Here is a 3,831-nt window from a genome sequence, read left to right on the forward strand (position 1 = left end):
CACCGCCGAGGCGGGCCCCCGCCCGCCCCGTGACCTGCGCCTCGCCGCCGACCGGCACGCCGACTGGGCGCTCCGCCGCGGCCTGCTCACCCCGGCGGAGCTGCCCCGCTACCGCGCCTACGCGCTGCACGAGCTGATCGGCCACGCCTTCCCCCGCGCCCGGGGCGCCGAACTCGACCTCCTGGTGGACGTGCTGGGCTGGTTCACCATCCTGGACGACTGCTTCGACGGCTCGCCCGGCCGCCACCCCGCCGAGGCCCGCGCCCTGGTCGACCCGCTGATCGCGGTCCTCGACGGAGCCCGCGGCACGATCCCCTCCGAAAGCCGACTCCTGCTCTCCTGGCGGGAGTTGTGGAAGCGGCAGACCGCGTCGATGTCCCCCGAGTGGCGCGCCCGGGCGGCCCGGGAGTGGCGGGCCTGCCTGGCCACCTTCCCCGCCGAGGCCGACCACCGCTCCCGTGGCACCGTGCCCGCCCTCGGCCTCGACCTGACCGACACCATGCGGCTGCGCCGCCACGGCAGTTGCCTCTACCCGTTCATGAACATACTGGAACGGGTCCACGGCGCCGACGCCCCGGCCGCGATGCACGCGGAGCCCGCGCTGCACCGGCTGCGCGCCAACACCGCCGACGCCGCCACACTGATCAACGACCTCTACTCACTGAAGCGCGAGGAGCGGCAGGCCGGGGCCGCGTTCAACACCGTTCTCACCCTCCAGCGGGCCCACGGCTGCACCCGCGGCCGGGCGGTCCACGCGGTGCGCACCCGGGTGGTGCGGCTGCGGCAGGAGAGCGAGGAACTGCGCCGCGAACTGCTGCACCGCCACCCGGCCGGGCGCTGGTACCTGGACGGCACCAGGGAGCTGGTCGCCGGCGTGCAGGCCTGGACCAGCACCAGCGATCGCTACCTGGTGCCGGACCGCGGGCCGCGCCGGTGAGCCGCCCGTCCTTGCCGCGCTACTTCCGGCCGCCGAGCGCGAACAGCAGCAGCACGAAACCGGCGAACAGGTGCGTGGCGAAGATGTAGATGCCCGCGCGGATCAGCATCGCCTTGCGGCGCCGCTTCTCCTCGCTCGTACCGTCGTCGCTCGTGCTCTCGCTCATGGTGGTGCTTCTCCTCGGATCGGGCGGACGGGCCGGGCGCGGCTCAGCGGGACCGACCGCCGGAGGCGCGCAGCTCGGTGAGCAGCGCGCCCTGGTCGGTGATCAGTTCGGTCAGGATCCGCCGGGCCGCGCACAGCAGCTCGGCGACGTCCGGAGTGCTGAGCGCGTACACCACGGTGTTGCCCTCACGGGTCGCCGTGACCAGCTGGGTGCGGCGCAGCACCGCGAGCTGCTGGGAGAGGTTGGACGGCTCGACCTCGATCTCCGCCAGCAGCTCGCGCACCGGCCGGGGGCCGTCCTGGAGCAGCTCCAGGACCCGGATCCGCACGGGGTGGCCGAGGGTGCGGAAGAACTCCGCCTTGGCCTGGTACAGCGGTACCGGCATCGTCCGCTCTCTCCCTCTGGTCCGGCTCGATGGTCGTCCGGCCGGGCGGGGATCGATGCCGCGGCCGGTAGGCATCATCGCGACAGATGAAGATTTCTTCAAGTCGTCACAGTGCGTCGCCTCGGCGCGCCGAAACCCGGCATGCCCCGGCCGGGCGATCCGCCGTGCGGTCGCACCCCGGCCGGGGCATGCGGACGCCGGGCCCGGGATGCTGCCAACTCCCGGGCCCGGCAGTCACGATGACGTGTCGTCAGCAGACTACAGGCACATCCACCGTGGCCGGCACCTGGCCGCTCCAGAACCCCTCGACGTCGAAGGACACATGCACGGTCGACCCGCACGGCACGGTGGCCGAGATGCCGTCGACCCGCACCGTGGACACCTGGAACACGGTGCGGCCGCTCACCGTGCCGAGCGAAGCCCCACCGGCCACGTTGGCCGACAGGTGGGTCACCAGCTCCTTCGGCGCCGGCGGCCACGGGGTGCCCGGGGACGGCGGGCCGGCCAGGCCGATCTTCCCGTAGATCGCGACGCTGTCACCGGTCACGTCGGCGCAGGCATAGGTGGCCAGGCCGGCCTGGAGGCTCTGGTACCCGCAGGTGGTGACGGTGGTGGCGGTGGTGGCAGCGGCCGGGGCCGCGGCGAACGCGGGGACGGGGGCCGAGAGCAGGGCGGCGGCGCCGACGGCGCCGGCGGCGATCCGGGTGATCCGGTTCATGGGTTCCTCCTTGAAGGGAACGAGGACGGACAGGGACAGGTGATGTGGCACATATGACATTTCACAGGCGCACGACAGGAACTTTGCCATGCGATTCCGATGCTCTGACCCCGATTTGGCCTTCGAACCGAACCCTCGTCCGAAACCAGATCCTCAATGGCGCAATCACCCTCGAAGAGCCGAACGGGTCCACCTTCTCAGGCAACGCCCGAGTTGAGCCCGGGTGAACCGCACCCGAACCACCGCCCGGACGCACCCGCGGCGCCGCTGCCGGAGGCGCCGGCAGGCCGCCGCGGCTCAGCCCAGTGAGCCCCGCAGGGCGTCGACCCGGGCCACCGCGTCGGCGAAGGCGTGTCGGTCCAGGCGGCCGTCGTCCAGGGCGGCGGCCAGCGCCTCGGTGGCGTCCTCGGCCTGCTGCGGGTCCCGGGCGGAGCAGAGCAGCAGGTCCATCCCCGCCTGGGCGGCGGCCAGCGCGCGGTCGCCGGCACCGCCGTACGGGGCGAGCGCCTCGGCCTCCAGGGCGTCAGTGACGGTCACGCCCTGGAAACCGAGCCGGCCGCGCAGCTCGCCCTGGACGATCGCGGGCGAGAACCCGGCCGGGCGGTCCGGGTCCAGCGCCGGGTAGACCGCCCAGGAGGTCATCACCAGCCGCACGCCCGCCGCGATGGCGGCCCGGTACGGGGCCTCGCCGCGGGCACGGAGCTGCGACAGCGGGACGTTCAGGGTGACCGGGCGCTCGTCGGTGTTCGCACCCCGGGGCGCGGCCCCGAGACCGGGGAAGTGCTTGGCGGTCGCGGCCACGCCGAGACCCTGTTGGGCGGTGAGGAAGGCACTGCCCAGCTGCGCCACCGTGGCAGGGTCCTGGCCGTAGGAGCGTTCGGGGTGGTCGATGAAGTTGTCCGGCTTGTCGTAGACGTCGAGCACCGGGGCGAGGTTGAGGTTCAGCCCGGCGTCGGCGAGGGTCCGGGCGGCGCCGGCCCCGGAGTCCGTCGCCGCGGCGACCGGGTCCGCCGCCAGTCCGACGCGGCGGGCGGAGAGTTCGGGCGCACCGGGCAGCCGGCGGACCTTGCCGCCCTCCTGGTCGGTCATCAGCAGCAGGGTGCGCGGATGCGGTGCCTCGGCCGCCGCCTGCTTCAACTCGGCGACCGCCTCGGCGAGTTGCTCCGGACTGGTGACGTTCTCGCCGAACAGGATCACCCCGGCCGCCCGCCCCTCCCGGAGCGTCCGGAGCACCCCGGCCGGCGGTGTCGGACCGGAGTACGACAGGACGATGCGCCGCCCGGCGAGCACCCGGGAGTCCTCCTGCTCCTGGCCGGCCATCGCCGCGCTCCTCTCGCTCGGGGCACCGTGCGGCGGGGCGGGCGAGCCGAGCGGCACCGGCCCGAGCGCGGCCCCCATGACGGCCAGCACCACCCCGAACTGGGCGACACTTCGGAACGGGGCCATCACGCCTCCCGGGTCGTCATTTGACTTCGGCATGTCAACATACCCAGGGGCGTGACTCTGCACTCCCCCTGCACCAGATTCATCCGGCGGTCCGACTTTGCACCACAGAAGGTCACGGCGGCCACACTCCGCGCCGCCCGCGGCCGCGACGCGCGGGCCCGGCACCCGCCACCGGCGAG

Annotated in this window: 5 protein-coding genes; 1 reads left to right on the forward strand and 4 read right to left on the reverse strand. The window is 73.8% G+C overall.

Annotated features, from left to right (window positions below):
• The coding region (locus KS423_RS40675; RefSeq protein WP_224284757.1) for a hypothetical protein at nucleotides 1-937 on the forward strand (937 nt) is incomplete at its 5' end.
• 19 nt (nucleotides 938-956) lie between these two features.
• On the opposite strand, the gene KS423_RS40680 is transcribed toward KS423_RS40675, so the two are convergent.
• From KS423_RS40680 to KS423_RS40695, 4 genes are all read right to left on the reverse strand, one after another.
• Nucleotides 957-1,103, reverse strand: coding sequence for a DUF6126 family protein (locus KS423_RS40680; protein ID WP_224284758.1), 147 nt, complete (start codon nucleotides 1,101-1,103; stop codon nucleotides 957-959).
• Nucleotides 1,104-1,146: 43 nt separating this feature from the next.
• Nucleotides 1,147-1,488 carry a helix-turn-helix transcriptional regulator gene (locus KS423_RS40685; protein ID WP_224284759.1) on the reverse strand — a complete coding sequence of 114 codons (342 nt, stop codon included), beginning with the start codon at nucleotides 1,486-1,488 and terminating at the stop codon, nucleotides 1,147-1,149.
• A 250-nt stretch (nucleotides 1,489-1,738) separates the two neighbouring features.
• Nucleotides 1,739-2,206 (reverse strand): hypothetical protein, encoded by a 468-nt coding sequence (locus KS423_RS40690; protein WP_224284760.1) that lies wholly within the window; start codon nucleotides 2,204-2,206, stop codon nucleotides 1,739-1,741.
• A 297-nt stretch (nucleotides 2,207-2,503) separates the two neighbouring features.
• Nucleotides 2,504-3,652, reverse strand: coding sequence for a glycoside hydrolase family 3 N-terminal domain-containing protein (locus KS423_RS40695; RefSeq protein WP_224284761.1), 1,149 nt, complete (start codon nucleotides 3,650-3,652; stop codon nucleotides 2,504-2,506).
• Nucleotides 3,653-3,831 lie beyond the last annotated feature (179 nt).

Origin of the sequence: Streptomyces sp. LS1784 (genome assembly GCF_020103755.1) — a bacterium.
GTDB lineage: Bacteria > Actinomycetota > Actinomycetes > Streptomycetales > Streptomycetaceae > Kitasatospora.